General features: G+C 62.9%; 22 protein-coding genes and 1 riboswitch. Of the genes, 12 read left to right on the top strand and 10 right to left on the bottom strand.

Annotation, left to right across the window (positions count from 1 at the left end):
- The 5 genes from ACX3OZ_RS14170 to ACX3OZ_RS14150 all read left to right on the top strand — a co-directional run.
- Positions 1-1,214: ABC transporter substrate-binding protein (locus ACX3OZ_RS14170; RefSeq protein WP_459104727.1), on the top strand; the 1,214-nt coding region annotated here is incomplete at its 5' end.
- Between the two features lie 82 nt (positions 1,215-1,296).
- Positions 1,297-2,190 carry a carbohydrate ABC transporter permease gene (locus ACX3OZ_RS14165; RefSeq protein WP_459104726.1) on the top strand — a complete coding sequence of 298 codons (894 nt, stop codon included), beginning with the start codon at positions 1,297-1,299 and terminating at the stop codon, positions 2,188-2,190.
- Between the two features lie 50 nt (positions 2,191-2,240).
- The gene (locus ACX3OZ_RS14160; protein WP_459097737.1) at positions 2,241-3,062 is read left to right on the top strand and encodes a carbohydrate ABC transporter permease; all 822 of its coding nucleotides are present in this window, start codon (positions 2,241-2,243) and stop codon (positions 3,060-3,062) included.
- A 12-nt stretch (positions 3,063-3,074) separates the two neighbouring features.
- Complete coding sequence (locus ACX3OZ_RS14155) at positions 3,075-4,154, top strand: ABC transporter ATP-binding protein (RefSeq protein WP_459104725.1); 1,080 nt, start codon at positions 3,075-3,077, stop codon at positions 4,152-4,154.
- An 87-nt stretch (positions 4,155-4,241) separates the two neighbouring features.
- Positions 4,242-6,248, top strand: coding sequence for an aldo/keto reductase (locus ACX3OZ_RS14150; protein ID WP_459097650.1), 2,007 nt, complete (start codon positions 4,242-4,244; stop codon positions 6,246-6,248).
- 165 nt (positions 6,249-6,413) lie between these two features.
- On the opposite strand, the gene ACX3OZ_RS14145 is transcribed toward ACX3OZ_RS14150, so the two are convergent.
- Entirely contained in the window at positions 6,414-7,088 is a 675-nt protein-coding gene (locus ACX3OZ_RS14145; RefSeq protein ID WP_459097649.1) for a DNA alkylation repair protein, read from the bottom strand.
- 203 nt (positions 7,089-7,291) lie between these two features.
- Positions 7,292-7,434: riboswitch (FMN riboswitch) on the top strand.
- Between the two features lie 100 nt (positions 7,435-7,534).
- Here ACX3OZ_RS14145 and ACX3OZ_RS14140 point away from each other — a divergent pair.
- A complete protein-coding gene (locus tag ACX3OZ_RS14140; RefSeq protein ID WP_459104724.1) occupies positions 7,535-8,512 on the top strand; it encodes a DMT family transporter in 978 nt (325 codons plus the stop codon).
- Positions 8,513-8,563: 51 nt separating this feature from the next.
- Here ACX3OZ_RS14140 and ACX3OZ_RS14135 read toward each other — a convergent pair whose 3' ends face one another.
- The gene (locus tag ACX3OZ_RS14135) at positions 8,564-9,679 is read right to left on the bottom strand and encodes a Gfo/Idh/MocA family protein (RefSeq protein WP_459097647.1); all 1,116 of its coding nucleotides are present in this window, start codon (positions 9,677-9,679) and stop codon (positions 8,564-8,566) included.
- A 120-nt stretch (positions 9,680-9,799) separates the two neighbouring features.
- Between ACX3OZ_RS14135 and ACX3OZ_RS14130 the strand changes: the two genes are divergently transcribed.
- The 6 genes from ACX3OZ_RS14130 to iolB all read left to right on the top strand — a co-directional run bounded on the left by ACX3OZ_RS14130 (position 9,800) and on the right by iolB (position 17,051).
- The gene (locus tag ACX3OZ_RS14130) at positions 9,800-10,642 is read left to right on the top strand and encodes a MurR/RpiR family transcriptional regulator (protein WP_459097646.1); all 843 of its coding nucleotides are present in this window, start codon (positions 9,800-9,802) and stop codon (positions 10,640-10,642) included.
- A gap of 197 nt (positions 10,643-10,839) precedes the next feature.
- Positions 10,840-12,768 carry a bifunctional 5-dehydro-2-deoxygluconokinase/5-dehydro-2-deoxyphosphogluconate aldolase gene (locus ACX3OZ_RS14125; protein WP_459104723.1) on the top strand — a complete coding sequence of 643 codons (1,929 nt, stop codon included), beginning with the start codon at positions 10,840-10,842 and terminating at the stop codon, positions 12,766-12,768.
- A 388-nt stretch (positions 12,769-13,156) separates the two neighbouring features.
- On the top strand, positions 13,157-15,004 hold the full coding sequence (iolD, locus tag ACX3OZ_RS14120; RefSeq protein ID WP_459104722.1) for a 3D-(3,5/4)-trihydroxycyclohexane-1,2-dione acylhydrolase (decyclizing): 1,848 nt from the start codon (positions 13,157-13,159) through the stop codon (positions 15,002-15,004).
- Positions 15,005-15,078: 74 nt separating this feature from the next.
- Positions 15,079-15,996 (top strand): myo-inosose-2 dehydratase, encoded by a 918-nt coding sequence (iolE, locus tag ACX3OZ_RS14115; protein WP_459104721.1) that lies wholly within the window; start codon positions 15,079-15,081, stop codon positions 15,994-15,996.
- Positions 15,997-16,054: 58 nt separating this feature from the next.
- A complete protein-coding gene (locus ACX3OZ_RS14110) occupies positions 16,055-16,306 on the top strand; it encodes a hypothetical protein (protein ID WP_459097642.1) in 252 nt (83 codons plus the stop codon).
- Positions 16,251-17,051, top strand: a complete 801-nt coding sequence (iolB, locus tag ACX3OZ_RS14105; RefSeq protein WP_459104720.1) for a 5-deoxy-glucuronate isomerase — start codon at positions 16,251-16,253, stop codon at positions 17,049-17,051. Before ACX3OZ_RS14110 ends, iolB begins: the two co-directional genes overlap by 56 nt.
- A gap of 161 nt (positions 17,052-17,212) precedes the next feature.
- Here iolB and iolG read toward each other — a convergent pair whose 3' ends face one another.
- From iolG to plsX, 8 genes are all read right to left on the bottom strand, one after another.
- The gene (iolG, locus tag ACX3OZ_RS14100) at positions 17,213-18,250 is read right to left on the bottom strand and encodes an inositol 2-dehydrogenase (RefSeq protein WP_459104719.1); all 1,038 of its coding nucleotides are present in this window, start codon (positions 18,248-18,250) and stop codon (positions 17,213-17,215) included.
- A gap of 34 nt (positions 18,251-18,284) precedes the next feature.
- A complete protein-coding gene (locus tag ACX3OZ_RS14095; RefSeq protein WP_459104718.1) occupies positions 18,285-19,064 on the bottom strand; it encodes an ATP-binding cassette domain-containing protein in 780 nt (259 codons plus the stop codon).
- Between the two features lies 1 nt (position 19,065).
- The gene (locus tag ACX3OZ_RS14090) at positions 19,066-20,193 is read right to left on the bottom strand and encodes an ABC transporter permease (RefSeq protein WP_459096747.1); all 1,128 of its coding nucleotides are present in this window, start codon (positions 20,191-20,193) and stop codon (positions 19,066-19,068) included.
- A 74-nt stretch (positions 20,194-20,267) separates the two neighbouring features.
- A complete protein-coding gene (locus ACX3OZ_RS14085) occupies positions 20,268-21,209 on the bottom strand; it encodes a sugar ABC transporter substrate-binding protein (protein ID WP_459096748.1) in 942 nt (313 codons plus the stop codon).
- Positions 21,210-21,958: 749 nt separating this feature from the next.
- Positions 21,959-22,414, bottom strand: coding sequence for a MerR family transcriptional regulator (locus ACX3OZ_RS14080; protein WP_459096749.1), 456 nt, complete (start codon positions 22,412-22,414; stop codon positions 21,959-21,961).
- 26 nt (positions 22,415-22,440) lie between these two features.
- Positions 22,441-22,752 carry an integration host factor subunit alpha gene (locus ACX3OZ_RS14075; protein ID WP_459096750.1) on the bottom strand — a complete coding sequence of 104 codons (312 nt, stop codon included), beginning with the start codon at positions 22,750-22,752 and terminating at the stop codon, positions 22,441-22,443.
- 252 nt (positions 22,753-23,004) lie between these two features.
- Positions 23,005-23,982: a beta-ketoacyl-ACP synthase III gene (locus ACX3OZ_RS14070; RefSeq protein WP_459096751.1), complete on the bottom strand. Its 978-nt coding sequence runs from the start codon at positions 23,980-23,982 to the stop codon at positions 23,005-23,007.
- On the bottom strand, positions 23,979-25,049 hold the full coding sequence (plsX, locus tag ACX3OZ_RS14065; RefSeq protein ID WP_459104717.1) for a phosphate acyltransferase PlsX: 1,071 nt from the start codon (positions 25,047-25,049) through the stop codon (positions 23,979-23,981). The genes ACX3OZ_RS14070 and plsX overlap by 4 nt, the downstream gene beginning before the upstream one ends.
- Positions 25,050-25,115 lie beyond the last annotated feature (66 nt).

Below are 25,115 nucleotides of genomic sequence, written 5' to 3'. Positions count from 1 at the left end.
TTGAACGCCGGGGTGTGGTTGCGGCGGGGTCGTCTCGTCATGATCTCTCCTGTTCGCGGCCATATTGGCCGCCGTCAGGCAGAAAATCCACTCATCCCCGTGTTCAGATTCCCCGAGCCAGCTCTAACATCGATGACTCGGCCAGCCAGGACGATATCCGCGCCAAGCTGCAGACGCAGTTGCTGGCCGGCAGCACCGATGGCCTGCCCGATATCGTGCTGATCCAGGACGACGTGGCGCAGAAATATCTGCAATCCTTCCCCGGCGCCTTCGAGCCGCTCTCCGACAGCATCGATATGTCGGTTTTCGCGCCCTACAAGGTCGCCGCCGCCACCTATGACGGCAAGTCCTACTCGCTACCCTTCGACTCCGGCGTGACCGGCTATTTCTACCGCTCCGACTATTTCACCCAGGCGGGCTATAGCGCCGACGATCTCAAGGACATTACCTGGGACCGGCTGATCGAGATCGGCACCGACGTCATGGCCAAGACCGGGCACAAGCTGCTCGACTTTGACCTGAGCGATCCCGGCCTCATCCAGATGATGATGCAGTCGGCCGGCACCTGGTATTTCAACGAGGATGGCAGCCTCAACATCGTCGACAACGCACCCCTGCGGAAGGCGCTGGAGACGTTTGCCAAGTTCTATGCCGCCGATCTGGTGAAGCCCGTGTCGGGCTGGGCCGAATATACCGGCGCCTTCACCTCGGGCGAAGTCGCCTCGGTTCCCGTCGGCGTCTGGATCACCGGCACCATCAAGGCCAATGCCGATCAGGCGGGGCTGTGGGCCGTTGCCTCGACGCCGCGCCTCGACATCGAAGGCTCGGTCAACGCCTCCAATCTGGGCGGCTCGAGCTGGTATGTCCTGTCGTCGTCGGACAACAAGGCCGAAGCCATCGACTTCCTCAAGACCATCTGGGCCGAAGACGTCGAGTTCTACCAGAAGATCCTGGTCAATCAGGGTGCCGTCGGCTCGCTGCTGGCAGCGCGCGAAGGTGACGCCTACAAGGCCAATGACGACTTCTTCGGCGGCGCTCCCGTCTGGCAGGACTTCTCGACCTGGCTGAGCCAAATCCCGAGCGTCGACTATGGCGTTTACACGGCCGAAGTGCGCTCCGCCATCCAGGCGCAGCTCCCTGAGATCATCAAGGGCGGCGACCTCGACGTGGCGCTGCAGGCGATCAACGAACAGTCGGAACAGCAGATCCAGTAGTCTGCGACAGGGGCGGCGGGCTCACCCGCTGCCCCAAGCCTGACTGTCCATTTCGACGTGCTGCACCATGGGAGGGCAACACTTGTCACAAACGCGTCTCGACCGTCGCGGAGAGGTCCACGGGTGGCTGTTCATCGCCCCTGCCCTGGTGCTGCTCGGCCTGTTCATGATCTATCCCATTGTCTGGTCGCTCTGGATGAGCTTCCAAGTCGGCAAGGGCATGAATTTTAGCTTTGGTGGCTTCACCAATATCCTGCGGCTGACCAAGGATGCGGTGTTCCTGCGCGCGCTGGGCAACACCTTCACCTTTTTCATCGTGCAGGTGCCGATCATGATCGTGCTGGCGCTGCTGTTCGCAGTGGCCCTGAACGACAGCACATTGCGGTTTCGCGGGTTGTTCCGCACCGCGATTTTCCTGCCCTGCGTGACCTCGCTGATTGCCTATTCCACCCTGTTCAAGTCGATGTTCGCCACGGACGGCGTGATCAACCAGACCCTGATGGCGCTGCATATCGTCGGCGCGCCGATTGCCTGGTTCGGCGATCCGTTCTGGGCCAAGGTTACCGTCATCATCGCCATCACCTGGCGCTGGACTGGCTACAACATGATTTTCTATCTGGCGGCGTTGCAGAATATCGACCGCTCGATCTATGAGGCCGCCCGCATCGATGGCGTGCCCGCCTGGGCCCGGTTCCGCTATCTCACCATCCCGATGCTCAAGCCGATGATTCTGTTCACCACCGTCATCTCCACCATCGGCACGCTGCAGCTGTTCGACGAGGTTTACAACTTCACCGCCGGTACCGGGGGCCCCTCGGATTCAACGCTGACCCTGTCGCTCTACATCTACAATCTCACCTTCAAATTCATGCCCAGCTTCGGCTATGCGGCAACGGTTTCGTGGGTGATCGTGGTTGTGGTCGCCATCCTCAGCTTTGCGCAGTTCCTCATCGCCCGCGATCGGAAATCGTCATGACCGACACCCCGATGACCACCGCCACCACTGTCGCCCGGACGGGCTGGCGAATGCCGGCCAACCCGTTCGCCCTGCTCCGCCGCGGGCTGCTTTATCTGCTGCTGTCACTGGCGGCCTTCATCTCGGTGTTCCCGTTCTTCTGGATGATTGTCGGCGCGACCAACAAATCCGCCGATATCGTCAAGGGAAAATCCGATTTCGGCTCCGAGCTGTTCAACAACGCCACGACCTTTTTCACCATGGTCGATGCCCCGCGCATTTTCTTCAACTCCGCCTTCATCGCCATTGTCGCCACCGCGCTGACGCTGATCGTTTCCTCGCTGGCTGGCTATGGTTTTGAAATGTTCCGCTCGCGGATGCGCGAACGCATCTTCGCCTTGCTGTTGCTGCTGCTTTCGATCCCGTTTGCCGCGCTGATGGTGCCGCTGTTCGTGATGTTTTCGCAGGCCAAGCTGGTCAACACCTATACGGCGGTCATTCTGCCCAGCGTCGCCTCGATCTTCATCATCTTCTATTTCCGCCAGGCCACCAAAGCCTTCCCGCCCGAATTGCGGGACGCCGCCCGGGTCGATGGGCTCAAGGAATGGCAGATATTTTTGTTCATCTACCTGCCGGTGATGCGCCCCACCTATGCGGCGGCCACCATCATCGTCTTCATGGCCAACTGGAACAATTACCTTTGGCCGCTGATCGTGCTGCAGACCGCCGATAACAAGACGATCACCCTGATCATTTCGTCGATGACCTCGGCCTATGTGCCCGATTACGGCATGACCCTGTTCGCCACGGTGCTGGCCACCCTGCCCACCCTCATCATTTTCTTCCTGCTCCAGCGCCGCTTCGTCGAAGGCATGCTGGGCGCGGTCAAATAAGGTGCATTCAGCATGAGCAGCTTGAAGCTGAGAGGCGTGCGCAAGTCCTACGGGAGCGTCGAAGTCATCAAGGGCGTCGATCTCGACATCGCCGCCAAGGAGTTCGTGGTGTTTGTCGGCCCGTCGGGGTGCGGGAAGTCCACCCTGCTGCGGATGATCGCCGGGTTAGAACACATCACCGCCGGCGAGTTGCAGATCGGCGGCGAGCGTATGAACGAGGTGGAGCCGTCCAAACGCGGCATCGCCATGGTGTTCCAGACCTATGCGCTCTACCCGCATATGACGGTGCGCGAAAATATGGGGTTTGCGCTGCGCTTTGCCGGCGTCGCCAAGGACCAGATCGCCAAGCAGGTGCAGGAGGCTGCGCACATTCTGGCGCTGGAGCCGCTGCTCGATCGCCTGCCCAAGGAACTCTCGGGCGGCCAGCGGCAGCGCGTCGCCATCGGCCGAGCCATTGTCCGCAATCCGCAGGTGTTCCTGTTCGATGAGCTGCTGAGCAATCTCGATGCCGAATTGCGCGTGCATATGCGCATCGAAATCGCCCGGCTGCACAAGGAGCTGCAGACCACCATCATCTATGTGACGCATGACCAGGTGGAGGCGATGACGCTGGCCAACACCATCGTGGTGCTGCGCGATGGGTTGATCGAGCAGGTCGGCCGGCCGCTCGACCTTTATGACGATCCGGCCAACCAGTTCGTCGCCGGCTTTATCGGCTCGCCTCAGATGAATTTCCTCGCCGCCGAGATCGTCGAAAAGACGGCGGACAACACCACCATCGCCCTGCTCAACCACAAGACGATTCGGATCACCCTGCCCATCGCGGCGGGCAGTGTCGGGGACAAGGTCACGCTTGGCGTGCGCGCCGAGCATTTCGGCGAAGCGGGAGCCGGCGCGGCCGACATCACCCTCGATGTCGACGTGGCCGAGCATCTGGGCTCGACCAGCTATGTCTATGCCAATTCCGGCGGCGAACAGCTGGTGATCGAGCGCGAAGACTCGCGCCACGAAATCGGCAGCGAGCGCCTGACCGTCTCGATCAGCCCCGAACGCGCCTTCCTGTTCGACAGCGCGGGCCTGCGGCTACGCTAGTCATGACTGTTTTGCCTGCGGCGCCCGCCGCGCCCTCCCCGATCAAAATCGCCCGCCCATAACAGCGGATATGCAAGGACCAAGACTATGACCGATCAAAAAATCCGCTGGGGTATTATCGGGCCCGGCAGCATTGCCAAGGCGTTTCAGGGGGGCGTCGCCGGTTCCAAGCATGGCGTGCTGGCCGCCGTCGCCACCCGCAACCCCGGCAAGCCCAATCTGACGACCGACTTCCCCGGCGCGAAAATCGTGCATGGCTATGAGGCGCTGCTGACCGATTCCGAGATCGACGCAGTCTATATCGCCGTACCCCATACCGGCCACGCCGAATGGGCGATCAAGGCGGCCGAAGCGGGCAAGCATGTGCTGGTGGAAAAGCCCTTCGCCCTCTCGGCCTTCGAGATCGACGCGGTGCTGCATGCCCACCGCAAGGCCGGCACTTTTGCCGGCGAAGCCTTCATGTATCGCCTGCATCCGCAGGCCGCCAAGCTGGCCGAACTGATCCGCTCGGGCGTCATCGGCGAAATCCGCATGATCCAGTCGAGCTTTGGCTTTTCGATGGGGACATTTCAGCCGCAGCATCGCCTGTTCGCCTCGGCGCTGGCCGGCGGCGGCATTCTCGATGTCGGCGGCTATCCGGTGTCGATGGCCCGTTTCATCGCCGGTCAGGCGATGGGCAAGCCGTTTGCCGATCCGGTGAAAATCCGCGGCACGGCCAAGCTCAATGCCGAAGGCACGGATGACTGGGCCGCCGCCATTCTCACCTTCGAGAACGGCATCGTGGCGCAGGTCTCCTGCGCGGTGATGGCCAATCTCGACAATGTGCTGCGCATTCACGGCGCCGATGGGCGCATCGAAGTGCCCGATTTCTGGTTCGCCGGCGGTGACCGCACCCAGGGCCTGGGCCGTATCGACATCATCAAGGGCGGCAAGACAGAGACGATCAGCGTCAACGAGAGCCGTCACGTCTATTCCTTCGAAGTCGACGCCGCTGCCGAAGCCATTTTTGCCAAGCGCCAGGAATTCGCCGCGCCGGGCATGAGCTGGGCCGACAGCCTGGGCAATGCCCGCGTGCTCGACGCCTGGCGCAAGGATGCCGGCATCGAATATTCGGTCGAAAAAGCCGCCAACCGGGTCAATACCCTCGATAACCGCAAGCTCGGCCCCAATAGCGGCATCATTCCCAAGCGCTCGATTCCGGGCCTCGGCAAGCCAGCCTCGGCCGTGGCGCTGGGCTTTGAGGATTTCCGCAGCTTTGCCTCGGGCGCCATCCTGCTCGACGCGTTCTGGGAAAAGGGCGGCAATATCTTTGACACCGCCTTCGTCTATGGCGCCGGCTACACCGAAACCCTGTTCGGCGAGTGGCACCGCAATCGCGGCACCCGCGAGGGCGCGGTGCTGATCGGCAAGGGCGCGCATAGCCCGCTCTGCTATCCCGACGTCATCGCCAAGCAGCTGACCCAGTCGCTCGATCGCCTGCAGACCGACTATGTCGACGTCTATTTCATGCACCGCGACAATCTCGATGTTCCGGTCGGCGAATTCGTCGATGCCATGGATGCCGAGGTGAAGGCGGGCCGCATTCGCGGGCCGTTCGGCGGTTCCAACTGGACGAAGGAGCGCTTCGACGAGGCCACCGCCTATGCCGAGCGCACCGGCAAGACCAAGCCAATGGCGCTCAGCAACAACTTCGCACTGTCGGAAATGCTGGTGCCGATCTGGGATGGCTGCGTCAGCGCGTCCACCGATGACTGGAAGGCCTGGTTCAAGGACCGTCAGGTCACCAACTTCTCCTGGTCGAGCCAGGGCCGCGGTTTCTTCACCGACCGCGCGGGTCGCGACAAGACCGACAATGAGGAACTGGTGCGTTGCTGGTATAACGACAAGAACTTCGCCCGGCGTGACCGCGCCATCGAACTGGCGAAGCAATTGGGCCACAGCCCGATCCACGTGGCGCTGGCCTTCGTGCTGGCCCAGCCCTTCCCGTCCGTGCCGCTGATCGGGCCGCGTACCCTGGGCGAGCTGGACGACAGCCTCAAGGCGTTCGAGATCAAGCTGACGCCGGAACAGGTGGCTTGGCTGGATCACGGCTAGGGCATGAGGGGCCGAAGCACGTTGCCCCACACCTCCCAACCTCCCCCATCAAGGGGGAGGTGCCGTTCCGTGGTTGTGACTGGATCGTGCAACGGAGTGGAGAGATACCTCCCCCTTGATGGGGGAGGCTAGGAGGGGGTGGAGCCCGGCACTCGGCCCTATCCTTCACATCCCCGCCAACTCCCGCCGCCGCACCATCTCGGCAATCCAGGCCGGCGCATAGGGCGAGGTGCAGCCCGGCGAGGCCGGGAAATCGATCAGCACCTTCAGCTTCTCGCCAATGGCAATCGCGCGCTGGCGCAAGGCCGGGTTGCGGATGCCGATTTCGGCGAGGCAGTGGTTCATCGACCATTGTTTCGGCTCCGGCGCCTGCGCCATCTCCCGCTCGATCTGATCGAGCAGGCCGTCCAGATCGAGGCCCTCCGGGGATTTGATCACCCGGTCGGTGGTGAGGCTCCAGCCGGCGCGGCCGACCAGTTCATCCTCATCCTTCCAGCGCAGCCGCAATGCTTCGGCATGCGGCCCGGGCTTGACCAGATGGGTGATGAGCCAATCGAGCAGTTTTGGCGCGTGGATGTCGCGGATCATGGTGTCGAGTTCATCAGCGGACAGGGCTTTTGGCCGGCACACCAGAGTGGCCAGCAGCCGGGCGGCGGTATCGCCGGTTGCCCAGAGCTGCAATCCTAGCTCGTGCTGGATTTTGAGGCGCTTGGCGACAGCCCGCAACTGGGTGAGGTTCACGCCATGATCGTCGCCGCGCAATTCATTGACGACGCGAAATTTGGGATTTTCCAGCGCGGCCAGTTCGGCCATCACTGCACCCAAGGTTTCGTCGGCCATCGCAATATCTCCGTCTTGCTCGCTGCCACTGTCGGCCCAGAGCCCGGCAATTATAGGGCCGGCAGCCTTTGCCGCAACCAGCCCTGCCGCTACGCCCAATCCAAGGCGACCGTTCGATAAACCCAAACACAGTTACACCATTGTGCTTACTTGTCGGCCTCGCCGCCCTGCCCTATGTTCAGCATCGTGAAACGAGAGTTTCGCAATGTTCTCAGGGCGGGGTGCGATTCCCCACCGGCGGTAAAGGCGACAACGCCAAGCCCGCGAGCGCTTCGCACAAGCGAAGGTCAGCAGATCCGGTGTAATTCCGGAGCCGACGGTATAGTCCGGATGAAAGAGAACGGGACCAACGCTGGCTTGTCCGCGTCTGCACGATTCCACGTGCGGCCGGTTGCCGACGAGACTTCCCGTAACCCTGAGGAAACTGGTTACGGAAAGGACGATCAATGAGCCAAGTTTCCTCTGCTTCCCACAATGGCGCCACGACGGGCGCAATCCTGATGGTCACCGCGGCCATCGCCTTTGCGGGCTCCAACGTGCTGCAATCGGTACTGCCGACTCCGGCCGAATATGGCGGTTTCGGCATGAGCTCGACCGGCATGGCCTTCTGGCAATATGTCATCGCCTCGGTGCTGGCCCTGCCGCTGATCCTGCGTATCGGCATCGGCAATCTGCGCACCAAGCGCCCGCTTGCCCATGAAATTCGCGCCTTCGCCTCGGCGCTTGGCGTGCATGTTTTCGTCTATGGCTTCGCCTCCGGCGTGCCGATCTGGCAAATGGTGACCCTGCTGTCCACCGGCCCGCTCTTCATCATTCTCGGCTCGACGCTGTTTCTGGGTGAGCGCGCCACCACCGCCCGGCTCGCCGCCGCGCTGGTGGGCTTTGTCGGCGCCATCATCATTTCCGGTGTTGGCGCAGAAGGCCTGAGCCTGACCACGCTGGTGCCGATAGTGGCAGCGGCGCTGTGGGCCACCACGGACGTGCTGACCAAATATCTCGCCCGCGAGGAATCGCCGGAAACCCTGACCATCTCGCTGCTGGTGCTGATGACGCCGAACCACCTGCTCATCCTGCTGGCCGTCAATGCCATGGGCTGGCTGGCTCCAACGATCATGCCGGCAGGCCTGGTCACCGGCTTTCCCTTCGCGGTGCCCGGCGGCACAGCGCTGTGGCTGCTGTTGCTGCTCGGCGCGCTGACCGCGGCGGCCCAGTACCTGCTGAGCATCGCCTACAAGGCGGCCGACGCGACCTATCTGCAGCCGTTCGGCGACCTCAAGGTGGCGCTGGGCGGGCTGCTAGGCTGGATTTTCCTGGGCCAGGTACCCGGCGTGCTGTTCTGGCCGGGCACCCTGCTGATCATTGGCGCCTCGATCTTCCTGTTCTGGATCGAGTCGAACAAGCGACCGAGCCTGCGCGCCGCCTGACACCCAAAAGGATCATCCCCGCCACGGCGGGGATGATCCTTTTGGGTGTCGCTACACCGTCACCCAGCGCCCCTCCCGATGGCTCTGCGCCATCGCATGCACAGCGCGTTCGATTCCTAGACCGGTGGTGAAGTCGATCACCCGGGCGTTTTCGCCGCCAATCGCCCGCAATAGCTCGTGGCATTCGATGATTTTTAGGTCGTTGAAGCCCAGGCCGTGGCCGGGGGCGGGAATGAAACGATCATAGGGTTTGTGCTGCGGGGCGGCCAGAATGGAACGAAAACCCTGCTCGGTCGGCTTGTCGCTGGTTACATAGAGCTGCAGTTCGTTCATGCGCTCCTGATCATAAGTGATGGTGCCTTTGCTGCCGAAAATCTGCAGCGCGATGCGGCCCTTGCGGCCCCAGGCCGAGCGATCCAGCGCCATGACGCCACTTATCCCCGCCCCCAGCTCGAACAATACGCTGGCAATATCGAAGGTTTCGACGGCCCGGCGACCACCGTCCTTGGTAGGGCGGTCGGCATAGGGCTTGGACAGATGGGCGAAGACCTTGGTCACCGGGCCGAACAGCACCTGCAACAGGCTGAGCGGATGCACGCCGAAATCGTCCAGCGCGCCATAGCCGGAGCTGGCTTCGCTCTTCCAGTAAAACAGCGCCGCCGGGTCGGCCATGAAATCCTCGTCCATTTCCAGGCGGACATGGTTCACGTCGCCGATGGTGCCATCGGCCAGAATGGCGCCGATCTGCCGGATCAGCGGGTTCTGGATGTAATTATAGCCCAGCACGGCGGTTTTGCCCGAGGCCTTGGCCGACGCCGCCATGCGCTCGGCATCGGCCAGCGCCACCGCCATGGGCTTTTCGCACCAGACATGCTTGCCCGCTTCGAGCGCGGCAATTGCCATTTCGGCGTGGAAGGCGTTGGGGGTCGTTACCGAAACCACATCCACTTCAGGATCGGCGATCAGCTCGCGCCAATCGCCAGTGGCCTTGGCAAAGCCGAACTCATCGGCCTTCTGCCGGGCGATATCCCCGCTCACCTCGGCCAAGTGTATAAGGGCTGGGCGTGGCCCCTCGCCAAACACCGCTTTGACGCCAGTCCAGGCTAAAGCGTGGCATTTGCCCATGTAGCCGGTGCCGATGAGGCCGACGCCGATTGTTGCTTTCATTCCGTTCACTCCTGTCTGCGAAATGAATAGTCCATTCATTCTAATTTCGGAATGGACTTTCTAATAACACTTGATTGACGGGCAAGATTGCAGATTATGGGGCAAAAGCGAGATCGAGCCATGCCAGACGCCAGTGCCAACGAGACGCCGCCGCAGGATTTCGACGCCCTGCGCGCCGCTATTCTGGAACGGAAAAGCGAGCTGCCCAAGCGGCTGACCCAGGTGGCGGCCTATGCGCTGGATCATCCCGACGAAATCGCCTTCGGCACCGCGGCCAGCATCGCCATTTCGGCCGATGTGCAGCCCTCGACGCTGGTGCGATTCGCCCAGCATTTCGGCTTTGACGGCTTTTCTGGGCTGCAATTGCTGTTCCGCGCCCGGCTGCGCGAGCGCACCTCATCCTATGAAGACCGGCTGCGGGCGCTGGAGCAGAATGGCGCGGCGCTGGCCGAAAGCACTACTATTTTCAATGGCTTCACCACGGCGGCGCATCGTTCGATCGATACGCTGACCTCGGCGGTCGAGCCGGAAGCCTTCGAGCGGGCGGTGACGCTGCTGGCCAATGCCGAAACCATCTATCTGATCGCCAAGCGCCGCTCCTACCCGATCAGCAGCTATATGGCCTATGCCTTTGGCAAGCTGCGGGTGAAGTGCCAGTTGGTGGGCACCTCGGCCGGCATTGACGACGATCTGCTGGCCATGGCGACGCCCGCCGACGCCGCGTTTGCCGTCAGTTTTTCGCCCTATGCCTCGGAAAGCGCGGCGCAGGCGCGGATGCTGGCCTCGCGCGGTATCCCTGTGGTGTCGCTCACCGATTCGGCGTTTTCGCCACTGGCCGAGTGCTCCAAGGAATGGTTCGAGGTGGTCGAGGCCGATCACGCCGGATTCCGCTCATTGTCGGCCAGCATGGCCTTTGCCATGGCCCTCACCGTCTCCATCGCCGAAAAGCGCCGACGCGGCTGAGCCACAAACCGGAAATTCCGCCTGTGGAATGAATGTTCCATATTGACGAATTGCCGGAACCCATGTTTCATAACAATCTCCAGCATGCTGGAGGAAATCTGCCAGCATGCCGGCAGTTCGCTGTCAGCATGCTGACAGTTTTCTTGCAGTTTGCTGCATGATTGCAGACCGGCCATAGGCCACATGGGAGGATTGCCGTGAGCAACGCGCACCCCGATGACGGGACCAAAAAACTCGACGTCATCACCATCGGCCGCGCCTCGGTGGATCTCTATGGCCAGCAGATCGGAACCCGACTTGAGGATGTCGGCAGCTTTGCCAAATCGGTTGGCGGTTGCCCCACCAATATCGCCGTCGGCACCGCTCGGCTGGGACTGAAATCGGCGCTGATCACCCGCGTCGGCCATGAGCAGATGGGGCGGTTCATCCGCGAGCAATTGATCCGCGAGGGGGTCGAGACGGTGGGCGTGGCGACCGACCCCGATCGGTTGACGGCGCTGGTGTTGCTGTCGGTCGAGGCCGAGGGCGTGTCGCCGATGATTTTCTATCGCACCGATTGCGCCGACATGGCGCTTTCGGAGGACGATATCGATGAAACACTGATCGCGTCGAGCCACGCCATCGTCGTCACCGGCACGCATTTTTCGCGCCCCAATAGCGAAGCAGCGCAGAAGAAGGCCATCCGGCTGGCCAAGGCGCATGGCGGCCGGGTGGTGTTCGATATCGATTACCGCCCCAATCTGTGGGGGCTGGCCGGGCATGATGCCGGGTTCGAGCGCTATGTGGCGTCGGACACAGTTTCAAAAACCTATCAGTCGGTGCTGGCCGACTGCGACCTGATCGTCGGCACCGAGGAAGAGATCCTGATCGCTTCCGGCGCTGCCGACCTGCTAACCGCGCTCAGGGCGATCCGTAGCCTGTCCTCCGGCACGATCGTCCTGAAGCGCGGGCCTATGGGCTGCATCGTCTATGACGGCGCCATCCCCGATAATCTCGAAGACGGCATTGTCGGCAAGGGCTTTCCCATCGAGGTGTATAACGTGCTGGGGGCCGGCGACGCCTTCATGAGCGGCTTTCTGCGCGGTTGGCTGCGGGATGAGCCGCATGCCACCAGCGCGACCTGGGCCAATGCCTGCGGCGCCTTCGCGGTGAGCCGCCTGCTCTGCGCACCGGAATATCCGAGCTGGATCGAGCTGAACCATTTTCTCGACAAGGGCAGCAGCGAGCGGGCGCTGCGCAAGGACCCGGAACTCAACCATATTCACTGGGCAACCAATCGCCGGCGCGAAATTCCCAGCCTGATGGCGCTGGCCATCGACCATCGCAGCCAGCTCGAAGATTTGGCCAATGGCGATGCGGCCCTGCTGGGGCGGATTCCGGCGTTCAAGGCGCTGGCGGTGCGGGCGGCAGCCAGGGTGGCCAATGGCCGCGACGGCTTCGGCATGTTGCTCGATGACAAATATGGCCGGGACGCGTTGTATGACGCCGGCGCGCAGGGCAATTTCTGGATTGCCAAGCCGATCGAGCTGCCGGGGTCGCGCCCGCTGCAGTTTGAGTTTTCGCAGGATCTGGGCTCGCGGCTGATCGACTGGCCGGTGGACCACTGCATCAAGGTGTTGTGCTTCTATCATCCCGACGATCCGGCCGAGTTGCGGGAGGTGCAGATTGAGAAGCTGCGCGTCGCCTATGACGCCGCCCGCAAGGTGGGGCGTGACCTGCTGATCGAGATCATTGCCAGCAAGCATGGCGTGCTGGGTGACGACACCGTGGCGCGGGCGCTGGGGCAGATTTACGACGAGAATATCAAGCCGGATTGGTGGAAGCTGGAGCCGCAGGCTAGCGGCGCGGCGTGGGCCGGCATTGATGCGGTGATCGAGGCGCGTGACCCCTATTGCCGGGGCGTGGTGCTGCTGGGGCTAGAGGCATCGCAGGTGGTGCTCGAGGCTGGTTTTGCCGCTGCCCGTGGCTCGCGCAGCGTCAAGGGATTTGCCGTGGGCCGTACGATTTTTGCTGAATCGGCAAAGAGCTGGTTGGCTGGTAGCATCAGTGACGAACAGGCTGTCGATGAGATGGCGGGCAAGTTTGGGGCGCTGGTGGGTGTGTGGGAACGGCTGGGGGCGGCTTAGGCAAGATGCCCGCCAGGCGCGCGGTGTCACCCCGGCCTTGAGCCGGGGCCCATCCCCCGATCTCAGGATGGGTCCCGGCTCAAGGCCGGGATGACATCGTGGTTTGGGATGAAGCGGTGATGACGACGAGGGGTGCGACGCGGCACCGGGCGTGATGCTCCAGCATCGCACCCCTCGCCCTAGCCCTCTCCCCTGAGGGGCGAGGGGACGATGGAGCCGATGGTTCGGTTCCGCGCGCTGTAAATTAGGGCTCCTGCGCCCCCTCCCCCTTGAGGGAGGGTCGGGGTGGGGGTCGACGTAAGTGGACAAAGCCAACCGCCCCCTCCCTCATTCCCTCCCCTCAAGGGGGAGGGAGGCACCGGGGCGGTAGACCAGGAGAGGCCAAAAAATGAGCCAGAACACGATCCGATTGACGATGGCGCAGGCCGTGGCGCGGTTCATGACCATGCAGAAGACCGTGATCGACGGCGAGACGGTGCCGATCTTTGGCGGGGTGTTTGCCATTTTTGGGCATGGCAATGTCGCCGGCGTGGGCGAGGCGCTGTATGGCGTCAAGGATACGCTGCCGACCTATCGGGCGCAGAATGAGCAGGGCATGGCCAATGCGGCGATTGCCTTTGCCAAGGCCAGTTTCCGCCGCCGTTTCATGGCCTGCACCAGCTCCATCGGGCCGGGTGCGCTGAATATGGTGACCGCTGCGGCGCTGGCGCATGTGAACCGGCTGCCAGTGCTGCTGCTGCCCGGCGATGTTTTTGCCAACCGCCTGCCCGACCCGGTGTTGCAGCAGGTGGAAGATTTTGGCGATGGCACGATTTCGGCCAATGACTGTTTCAAGCCGGTCAGCCGCTATTTTGACCGCATCACCCGCCCCGAGCAGATCATGCCGGCGCTGCGCCGCGCCATGCAGGTGCTCACCGACCCGGCCGAATGCGGGCCGGTGACGCTGAGCCTCTGTCAGGACGTGCAGGCGGAAGCCTATGACTACCCGGAGAGCTTCTTTGCCGAGAAGATCTGGCATATCCGCCGGGTGATGCCCGATGCCGACGAATTCGCCAATGCCGCGGCGGCGCTGATCCGGGCGAAAAAGCCGGTGATCATTGCCGGTGGCGGCGTGCTGTATTCCGAGGCGACGGACACTTTGCGCAGCTTTGCCGAGCGCCATGGCGTGCCGGTGCTGGAAACCCAGGCCGGCAAATCTAGCCTGCCGCATGACCATCCGCTCAATATGGGTTCGGTTGGGGTTACCGGTACGTCAGCGTCCAACACTCTGGCCGAAGAGGCCGATGTGGTGCTGGCGGTCGGCACGCGGCTGCAGGATTTCACCACCGGCTCGTGGGCGCTGTTCAAGAATGACGATCTGAAAATCGTCGGGCTCAATGTGCAGGTTTTCGATGCGCATAAGCACCGGGCGCTGCCGCTGGTGGCTGATGCGCGCGCGGGGCTGGAAGCGCTCAATGCCGCCCTCACCGGCTGGCAGGCCGACCCGGAATGGACCGAGCAGGCCAAGGCGGGCAAGGACGAGTGGCTGATTGCCGCTGACCGGGCCACGGCCTCGACCAATGCCGAATTGCCGTCCGACGCACAGGTAATAGGGGCGGTGCAGCGGGCGCGGGAGCACGCGACTTTGGTTTGCGCCGCCGGCGGTCTGCCGGGCGAATTGCACAAATTGTGGAAGGCCGACAGACCGGGCAGCTATCACCTCGAATATGGTTTTTCGACCATGGGCTATGAGATTGCCGGCGGGCTGGGCGTCAAGCTGGCGCGGCCCGACGCCGATGTCGTGGTGATGGTGGGCGACGGCAGCTACATGATGCTGAACTCGGAAATCGCCAGTTCGATCATGCTGGGGGCCAAGCTGACCATCGTGCTGCTGGATAATGCCGGCTATGGCTGCATCAACCGGCTGCAGATGGCGACCGGCGGGGCTAACTTCAACAATCTGTTGAAGGACAGCCACCATGTCACTCTGCCGGGAATCGATTTTGCTGCGCATGCCGCCTCGATGGGGGCGGTGTCGCGCAAGGTCGGGTCGATTGCCGAGCTGGAAACCGCGTTGCAGGAGACTGAAAGCGTCGACCGGACGGTGGTGATTGTGATCGACACCGATCCGCTGGTGACCACCGATGAAGGTGGGGCCTGGTGGGATGTGGCGGTGCCGGAAGTGAGCGACCGGCCGCAGGTGAATGCGGCGCGCGAGGCGTATGTGAAGGCGCTGAAGGGGCAGCGGGCGGGGTGACCGTCTGAGCCCCTCCCCCTTGAGGGGAGGGTGTCGACTGAGAGCGCAGAACCTATTTTTTGGTGGAGCCAAAATTGAAAGCCAAACTCGGCATGTCGCCCATCGCGTGGTGGAACGATGATCTGGTGGAATTGAGCGATGATGTGTCGCTGGAGGAATGCCTGCGGCAGTCGCGCTCGGCCGGGTTTACCGGCATGGAGAAGGGCCGGCGGTTTCCCGATGATCCGGCGGTGATGCTGCCCATTCTCAAGGCGGCGGATGTGACGCTGTGCGGGGGCTGGTTTTCGGGCACGCTGGTGGATGAGGAGCTGGCGGTTAATCAGCACCGCATCCAGCCGATGATCGAACTGTTCAAGGCGGTTGATGCGCCCTGCATCGTCTATGGCGAAGTGGGCCGCTCGATTCAGGGCAAGCGCGAGATTCCGTTGGCGCAGAAGCCGAAGCTGGCTGATGACGAGATGCGGGCCTATGCGCGCAAGCTGACTGAGTTTGGCGAGTGGTGTGCCGATCAGGGCATGCCCCTGGCCTATCACCATCACATGGCGGCGGTGGTGGAGACCGAGCCGGAGCTGGATGCGTTTATGCGCTATTCCGGGGCGGGGATTCCGCTGCTGCTGGATGCCGGGCATCTGGCGTTTGCGGGCGGCGATGTGTTGCGGGCGATTGATCATCACCACGCGCGGATCAGCCATGTGCATGTCAAGGATGTGCGGATGGAGGTGATCAACGGGCTGGATCGCAGCCGGCAGTCGTTTCTCGATGCGGTGGCGCTGGGGGCGTTCACGGTGCCGGGCGATGGCTCGCTGGATTTTGGCGCCATCGTGCAGAAGTTTGCCGATTATGGCTATGAAGGCTGGTTCGTGGTCGAGGCCGAGCAGGACCCGGTGGCCAATCCGCCGCTGCGCATGGCGCAGGTGGGGCACAAAGAGCTGATGCGGGTGATGAATGCGGCGGGTTACACGGTCGAGACCGAGGGCTTTCCCAAGGGGTGAGGCTTGGGAAAGACTATGCTATTGCTCCCACCCACGGTGGTTGGAGAAAACGAGAAGAATGGCGCTCAAGCAGAATGATTTGAACTGGTTCCGGCCGCTGTGGCGGCGGGTGGCTGTGGTGGTGTTTTTGATCATCTGGCTGGGCTGGGAAGTGCTGTGGAACCAGGACAGCTTCTGGTCGCTGCTGGTGGGGGCCGCCCTCGCCTATTCGCTGTATAATTTCTTTTATGCCTTTCCCAAGGAGACGCCGTCCGATGAGCCAATCCAACCTCCGAATCCGCCCGAAGGGGACGACGGGCCGCGTTCATGACGTCACTCCGGCTTCGGCCGGATGGGGCCATGTCGGCTTTGCGCTGCATAAGCTAGCGGCAGGCGAAGTGGCCGGTGGCGAAGCCGGGGCCAATGAGCTGTGCCTGGTGCTGGTCAGCGGCAAGGCGCGGATTGCGGTGGACGGGGTGGATTTTGGCGAATTGGGCGAGCGGATGACGCCGTTCGAGGGCGCGCCCTATGCCGTCTATGTGCCGCAGGGCAGCTCGTGGGCGGCCGACGCGACGACGGCGCTGGAACTGGCGGTGTGTGCGGCGCCGGGCGGTGGCGAACACAAGGCGCAGGTGATCCCGCCGGGGCGGCATCCGCGCATCAGCCGCGGCAAGGGCGCCAATGTGCGCCATGTCTACAATATCATGCCTGAGGATGATGGCGCGGCGCATTCGCTGCTGGTGGTGGAGGTGATTACGCCGCAGGGCAACACCTCGTCCTATCCGCCGCATAAGCATGATCAGGACAATCTCCCGCATGAAAGCCAGCTGGAGGAGACCTATTTCCACCGGCTCAACCCGCCACAGGGCTTTGCCATGCAGCGGGTTTATACCGATGACCGGAGTCTGGATGAGGCGCTGGTGATCGAGGATGGCGATGTGACGCTGGTGCCGCGCGGCTACCATCCGGTGGTGACGGCGGCGGGCTATGATCTGTATTATCTCAACGTCATGGCCGGGCCGAAGCGGGTGTGGAAATTTCACAATGCGGCGGAGCATGAGTGGTTGTTGAAGTAGGGGCGCCCTGCCTCACCACAATTTCCCCTCCCCAAAAACCGTCGCCCTCGGGCTTGACCCGAGGGCTCTGCACTGACCAACGCATGCCAACTGAAACACCCTCGGGTCAGGCCCGAGGGTGACGTGCGGTGTTAGGAGATGACACCGTGGGTGAGGTGGGCTTAGCGGCCCTGGAACACGCTTTTGTCGGCCAGGGCGCCGGTGATTTCGCTTACCTTGACTGCCCTGCCCTCTTTGACGGATTTCAGCGCCGCGTCGGCCAAAGCCAAAGCGATGAGGCCGTCTAGGCCGCTGGGAGATGCCGGAGATTTTGATTCAACGGCGTCGATGAAGCTGCTGATTTCGCGGGCATAAGCTTCGGTGTAGCGGGTCATGAAGAAGTCGTGCAGCGGCGGGCGGGTGTAGCCGGCGGCGTTGGCGACTTCGATGGAGACCGGGCGCTGGTTCTCGGCAGAGACGGCGCCCTTGGAGCCGTGGACTTCGATGCGTTGGTCATAGCCATAGGTGGCGCGGCGGGAATTGGAGATGGTGGCGTGCTTGCCCGAGGCGGTGGACAGCATCACCGAGACGCTGTCGTAATCACCGGCTTCGCCGATGGCCTTGTCGACCAGCACCGAGGCCTGGGCGCTGACGGTGTCGATCTCTTCGCCGAGCAGGAACCGGGCCATGTCGAAATCATGGATGGTCATGTCGCGGAAAATGCCGCCTGAGCGCTTGATATAGTCGACCGGCGGCGCGCCGGGATCGCGCGAGACGATGGTGACCATTTCCACGGTGCCGATCTCGCCCTTGGCGATGACGTCATGCACGGCCATGAAATGGGGATCGAAACGGCGGTTGAAGCCGACCATCAGCGTGCCGGCTGCGGCGTCCACCACCTTGAGGCAGGATTTGACGCGGTCGACGCTGAGATCGATCGGCTTCTCGCAGAAGATGGCCTTGCCGGCGCGCGAGAACTGCTCGATCAGATCGGCATGGGTATCGGTCGGGGTGCAGATCACCACGGCGTCGATGTCGGCCGAGCCGAGGATTTGTTCGACGCTGCGCACTTCGCAGCCATACTGGCTGGAGAGGTCGGCAGCGGCTTTGGGGAAAGCATCGGCCACGGCGACGAGCTGGGCCTTGGGGTTGGCGGTGATGGCCTTGGCATGCACCTTGCCGATGCGGCCCGCGCCGAGCAGACCGAAACGAAGAGTCATTTACAAAAGTCTCCAAAAATCTGGTGTGATGCTATCAGACCGTGCCGCCCAATGACGAGCTGAGTTCGGCCATTTCGGCGCCGCCGGCCATCATATCCTGCAGCGCCTCGGGGGTGATTTCGCCGCGCAGGGCGGTGCCCAGGGTTTTGCCGCGATTGAGCACGGTGAAGCGGTCGCCCACAGCCAGCGCGTGGCGCACATTGTGGGTGATGAAGACGATGCCGATGCCGGTCTTGCGCACCCGGTCGATGGTGGCCAGCACATTGGCGGTCTGGCGGACGCCGAGCGCCGAGGTGGGCTCGTCGAGGATGAGCACCTTGGCGCCGAAATAGACGGCGCGGGCGATGGCCACGGTCTGGCGTTCGCCGCCCGACAGGGTTCCCACGGCCTGATTGGGCTCGCGCAGGCTGATGCCCATGCGGCGCATTTCTTCCATGGTGACGCGGCTGGCGGTTTCTTCGTCAAAGAACTGGAACGGCCCCCAGCCCTTGCGCGGCTCGCGGCCCATCCAGAAATTGCGCGTCACCGACATCAGCGGGATCATCGCCAAATCCTGATAGACGGTGGCAATGCCGGCGCTCATGGCGTCGCGGGGATTGGCGAAATTCACATCCTGGCCGTTCACCTTGATCTGGCCGGAGCTGGGCTTGTGGACGCCGGCCATGGTCTTGATGAAGGTGGATTTGCCGGCGCCGTTATCACCCAGGAGGCAATGGCATTCACCCGGCATGACCGAGACGGAGACGCCATTGAGGGCGATGACCGGGCCGAAGCTTTTGGTGATGTCGATCAGTTCGATAAGGGGGGTGTTCATGTTAGCGCTCCCCGGTGATCAGGCGACGGATATAGGTGTTCAGCACCACGGCCAGCAGCAGGATGATGCCGAGGAAGACGCGGAACAGCGAGCTTTCGACGCCGGCGAAGAACAGCCCCTGCTGCACCACGCCAAAGATCAATGCCCCTAGCGCCGCGCCGATGATCGAGCCATAGCCGCCGGTGAGCAGAGCCCCGCCGATGACCACGGCGATGATGGCCTCGAACTCTTTCAGCAGGCCACGGTCGGCGGCGGCGGAGCCGAATTCCATCACCTGGGAGGTGGCCAGCACGGTGGCGCAGAAGGCGGAAAAAATGAACATCAGGATTTTCACCCGATTGACCGGCACGCCGACATAGCGCGCGGCCTGGGCATCGCCGCCCGAGGCGAAGATCCAGTTGCCGAAACGGGTCTTGGTGAGCAGGATATGGGCGAAAATGATCAGCGCCAGCGCCCAGATCATCAGCATCGGAATGCCGTCCACCACGGGCTGGCCGGCGCGGTTGCCGGCGGTGAATTTGGCGATCCAACCCATGTCGGCGAGCCAGTAAAAGAAGAAGCCAAACACCTTGCCGCCGAAAATCGGGGCCAGCCAATCGCCGGCTGCAGCTTCGCGCACGCCACCGATGATGGTCTGCCGCGTGGTGGAAATGGCGGTGTAGATGGTCAGGCCGCGCAGGATGTAGAGCGAGGCCAGGGTGACGATGAAGGAGGGCAAGCCTGTCTTGATCACCAGATAGCCATTGGCGGCGCCGATCAGCATGGCGACGATGAAAGCGGCGATGATGGCGGCCCACATCGGCCAGCCGAGATGCACGCTGAGCACGGCGATGACGATGCCGGCAAAGCCGATCATCGAGCCGACCGAGAGGTCGAATTCACCGGCGATCATCAGCAGGCACGCGCCGACGGCGATGATGGCGAATTGGGCGGAAACCACGCCCCAGTTCATGATGCCATCGGGGGCGAACATGCCGGTCGAGCCGGCGACGACGCCAAAATAGATGAACACCAGAATGGCGCCGGCCATGGCCCCGAGTTCGGGCCGCATCAGCATGGTGCGCAGCCCCGATTGGCGGGCGAGGCGTTCGTCTGTCGCGGCGGGCGTTGGGGCGCTCGGCTGGGTCATGTCACGATCTCGTTGGATTTCGGGGCGCAGTGTGGCCGGCCCCGGAGTGAAGCGGGGCCGGCCAGCAGCGGCTGTTAGCGGTATTCGCCGGCGAACTTCTCAACCAGGGCGATATTGTCCTTGGTGATGAAGCCTGGGCCCGAATTGATCGAGTTGCCAGGCACCACGCCATAGCGCGCCAGATTGGTCAGGATCACCACAGGGAGGTAGCCCTGCAGGAAGGGCTGCTGGTCGATGGCGAAATTGATCGTGCCGGCCTTGATGGCGGTGGAGATTTCCGGCGACAGATCGAAGGTGGCGAAGAAGATGGTGCCCGCCTTGCCGGTCTGGTCGAGGGCGGCAATGGTCGGGTGGGCCGAGTTCGGGCCAAGGGTCAGGATGCCATTGGTGTCCGGGTTGGTCTGCAGATAGGCGGCGACCTTGGACTGGACTTCGCTGGGGTCCATGCCGGAGTCGATCATCTGGTTGCCCAGCTCGATGCCGAGTGCGTCGGCAAAGCCCTGGCAGCGCTCAACCGAGGCCGGGTTGGTGATGTAGTGGTTGACGCAGACGAAGCTGGTCACGCCGGCGGCCTTGGCCTTTTCGCCCGCACCGAAGCCAGCGTCATATTCAGGCTGGCCGACATGCAACAGCGCGCCGATTTCCTTGGACTGTTCCAGGGTGCCCGAATTGATGGTGATCACCGGAATGCCACGCGCCACGGCGTCGCTCAGCGGGCCCTTGAGGGCGTCGAAGTCGGCGATGGTGGAAATGATGCCATTGGGTGAGGAGGCGGCGGCCTGCTCGATGATGCGGGCCATGTCCGCAATGTCGCCGGTCGGCGGATTGCGATATTCGACGGTCACGCCCATCTGCTCGCCGGCCAGATTGATGGCGTTCTTGATGGTGTTCCACCAGCTATCGGAATCGGGGGCGTGGCTGACGAGCACAAAGCGCTCGCCTTCAGCCTGGGCCGGCATAACCGCGGACACCAGGGTCGCGGTGGCTATCATGCACGCGAGTGCGAGTTTTTTCATGTCGTTTCTCCTCCACAGAGCGGGTGTCCGGCAGCACCCATTTGGTCCCGGATCTATCCCTTGTCGGGAATTGTTGGGCCCAGGGGCATGCTCCTGAAACCCTGGTCGATATGACAGTGAGCGGCAGCCAGAATGGTCAGGCCGGAGCCGGTGGCCAGCAGTGCGCGTGGCGCTTTCAGCTGCTGATTCACACGCTCGGGCAACAAGGCTGGACACTCCCTGCAGCGCCGGACCTTGTTGCATTGGTCCGGTCATTTATTGACCATAATGAAACACCAGTTCCGTTATATTGTCAACGCGGAATATTCATTCCATATCGGTGGAAAATGGGGATGAAATCGATGCAGGGGGCGGGGTTGAGGGGTGGGGGATTCGTTTTGTGTGAGGAGGTTAGGCGGGGGGGCGCGCACGCGGAAGCACCGCTGGATTGCCCGGACGAGCCGGGCAATGACGGTGGGAGGGAGACGGTGAACGCCGACATGGCAATTTGCGCCTCCCTCCCCCTCCAGGGGGAGGGATTGAGGGTGGGGGTCACAAGCCCCCCCTCCCCGGCCCTCCCCGCAAGGGGGAGGCTGGGCAGGAGCCGATAGTTTTTGCGGGTGGGTGGCGTCGGGTCAAACACGCCGATGGAGGGCGCGGAGAGCGCTCGGGATGGGTCCCGGCTCAGGGCCGGGATGACATCGGGGGTGGGGTTAGCGCTGCGTTGGCAGTTGGCGCTGAGCCAACAAAGCGGCCGCTAGCGGCTGGCCTCAGGTTTCGCGGGCGCGTTCGAGGATGCGTTTGCATTCGAGGAGTTCGCGCAGCACGTCGGAGAGCTTATCGCGGGATTCGCGGTCGAGGCCGGGGCTGGCGAGCATCACGGCGTCTTCGATTTCCGCCTCGTCGCTGGCGGCCTCGGCCTGTTCGATCATCGGCAGCAGGTCTTCGAGCGGCTTGCCCTCGCCCACGGCGATGACATAGCGGCTGCCCTGATCCTTGAGGATGCGCTGCACGCCCTTGATGGTGAAGCCCTGATCATAGAGCAAATGGCGGATGCCGCGCAGCAGCATCACATCTTCGGGCCGGTAATAGCGCCGGCCGCCGCCGCGCTTCAGCGGCTTGATGGTGGAAAAGCGCGTCTCCCAAAAGCGCAGGACGTGCTGGGGCAAATCCAGCTCGTCGGCGGCTTCTGATATCGTGCGAAAGGCGTCTGGAGACTTATCCACGGAGGCTGAGACTCACTCTGGATGGCTTATTTCCCAGCGCTCACCATAGATTTGTTAATCTTGGACTTCAACACGTTGGATGGCTTGAACACAAGAACCTGCCGCGGAAGGATCGGAACCTCCTCGCCGGTCTTGGGATTGCGGCCGATCCGCTCATTTTTAGAGCGCACCTGAAACGAGCCGAAGGAGGATAGCTTAACGTTGGCCCCGGTGATCAGGGCGTCGCCGATGAGTTCGAGCACCCGTTCGACCAATTCGGCCGACTCGGTTCGCGACAAGCCAACCGTGCCATAGACTGCCTCGGCCAGATCGGCCCGCGTAATCGTCTTCTGCGTCATTCGTACCCCCGTGTTGTCGAAAGGTGCAAATCCCCGCGCGCCGGGACGCGTTGGTTCGCGCCCCCGATCAAACTTGCTGTCGGCACGACCTTATAATGAAGGTCGGGCCATACCGCGGGAATCCTAGCCTTCGCTCAGCGCTACCGGACCGTCACAAATCCCTCGTGCGACCCGATTTCTGCGCTGGGTTCCTCCGCCCGGAAGGACACTAACGCCTTGAAACGGCTAAGGTCAATCAGGTCCGGGCCGGGTTTACCAGCGAATGAGGGAAGCACCCCAGGTAAAGCCGCCACCCATGGCCTCGAGCATCACCAGGTCGCCCGGCTTGATGCGGCCATCGGCAACGGCGACGCTCAGCGCCAGCGGCACCGAGGCGGCCGAGGTGTTGGCATGCTCCTGCACGGTGATCACCACCTTCTCGGGCGGCAGGCCAAGCTTGGCCCCTGCCCCGTCGATAATGCGGCGATTGGCCTGATGCGGCACGAACCAGTCGAGATCGTCGACGGTGTAGCCGGCCTGGTCGAGCGCGGCATAGACCACGTCGGTGATCTTGCCAACGGCGTGGCGGAACACTTCCTTGCCCTGCATATGGACATGGCCGGTGGTGCCGGTGGTGGACGGGCCGCCATCGACATAGAGCTTGTCCCAGTGATGGCCGTCAGAACGCAGCGCCGAGGCGAGCACGCCCTGTTCGGGCGCATCGTCGGCCAGTTCGATCTTTTCCAGCACCACGGCGCCGGCGCCGTCGCCGAACAGCACGCAGGTGGTGCGGTCATTCCAGTCGAGCAGACGCGAGAAGGTTTCGGCGCCGATCACCAGCGCGCGGGTGCCCAGGCCATTCTTGATATAGCTGTCGGCCGTGGCGATGGCATAGACGAAGCCCGAGCACACCGCCTGAATGTCGAAGGCCATGCCGTGATGCATGCCCAGCTTCATCTGCACCAGCGTCGCCGCTGATGGAAAGGTGTAGTCGGGCGTGGTGGTGGCGACGATGATCAGATCGATATCGTCGGGCGTGACGCCAGCGGCGGCCATGGCCTTCTTGGCGGCTTCCACCGCCAGATCGGAGGTGAATTGGCCCTCGGCGGCGATGTGGCGCTGCTTGATGCCGACGCGCTGCTGAATCCATTCGTCGGACGTATCGACCATGGTGGCGAGTTCGGCGTTGGTCAGCACCTTTTCAGGCAGGTAGCCGCCGACACCGCGGATGATGGTACGCGTTTTGGTCACGCCGGTTTTGCCTCAGGTTCAGCTTCGGGAGTGGCGGGGGCCGCCTTGATGGGGAAGCGTTGCATGGTCTCGCCGATCTTGTCGATCAGGCGGCTATTGGCCATTTCATAGGACAGGCTCAGGGCGCTTTTGTAGCCGATCTCGTCGGTGCCGCCATGGGATTTGATGACGATGCCGTTGAGGCCCATGAACACGCCGCCATTGACGGTGCGCGGGTCCATGCGGCGACGCAGGGCATTGAGGGCCGAGGAGGCAAGCAAGGCGCCGATGCGGCTCATCAGGGTGGATTTCAGCGCCGTGCGCAGATAGGTCGCGACCTGGCGGGCGGTGCCTTCGGCGGTTTTCAGCGCGATATTGCCGACAAAGCCTTCGGTGACCACCACATCGACGGTGCCCTTGCCGATATCGTCGCCTTCGACAAAGCCCTGATAGCTGAAACCAGCGCCGCTGGCCTCGGTGAGGATGCGGCCGGCTTCCTTGATCGATTCGAGGCCCTTGACCTCTTCGGTGCCGACGTTGAGCAGGCCGACGGTGGGCGACTCGTTGTAGAACAGGCAGCGCGCCAGGGCCGAGCCCAGAATGGCGTAATCCACCAGCTGCTGGGCGTCGGCGCCGATGGTGGCGCCCATGTCGAGCACGACGATGTCGCTGCGCACGGTGGGCCAGATGGCAGCGATGCCGGGGCGGGAAATGCCCTTCATCGGCCGCAGGCAGAAGGTGGCCATGGCCATCAGCGCCCCGGTATTGCCACCGGAGATCGCCACATCGGCCTCGCCATCCTTGACCGACTGGATCGCCATCCACATCGACGAGGTGCCCTTGCCCTTGCGCAGGGCCTGGCTGGGCTTCTCGTCCATGGCGATGACCTGATCGCAATGGCGCACGACGGAAGCGGGCTTGAGATCGGGAAATTCATCGAGCAGCGGCGTAATCTGCTCCTGCCGCCCGTGAAAGATAAAGCGGGTGTTCTTGCGCTCGCGCAGGGCCAGAAAAGCTCCGTGGATCACTGCCCGAGGGGCATTGTCGCCGCCCATGGCATCCACTGATATCGTTATTGTATCGGTCATTTCAGCCTGTTCTGAGCCTCCCGAGGAGGCAGGCAAACATATCCCATCGGGGAGTCGGTGCAAGCC

The organism is Devosia sp. A369 (genome assembly GCF_054489345.1).
Note: the sequence above shows the minus strand (reverse complement) of the source record. Positions and strands in the feature narration are given on the sequence as shown.